We start from the raw sequence: 398 nt of genomic DNA, 5'->3' as shown, positions 1-398 counted from the left end.
GCGGCAGGACCCACCGCCCGGCTGGAACTGGAACCTGTGACCGGCCGCTCGCACCAGTTGCGGGTGCACCTGCAGGCGCTGGGTCACCCCATACTCGGCGACGAGCTCTACGCCCCCGACGCGGTGCTCGCCGCCAGCCCACGGCTGCTGCTGCACGCGGCCTGGCTGGACCTGCCCCACCCCACCCAGACCACCCGCCTGACCTTCCACAGCCCAGCCCCCTTCTGAACGGCTTGCCAGCCCAGCGCAATTGCTGCAAAATGAAAAAGAATTCTCAAAAATGAGAATTAAATATCAAATAAATCGGGGATAAATTGATCGGTATCCGGCTCAAGCTCTTGGTCGGCCTGACGGCGCTGATGCTGCTGTCCCTGGTCGCCACCCAGGTCTGGCTGAGC

1 pseudogene is annotated in these 398 nt (G+C 63.1%); it reads left to right on the top strand.

Annotation, left to right across the window (positions count from 1 at the left end):
* A pseudogene (locus HA630_RS01680) lies at positions 1-228 on the top strand (RNA pseudouridine synthase); the annotation flags it as partial.
* Positions 229-398 lie beyond the last annotated feature (170 nt).

The sequence above is a fragment of the Aquabacterium sp. A08 genome, from assembly GCF_011742065.1.
This window is presented reverse-complemented; position numbering and strand designations above follow the sequence as displayed.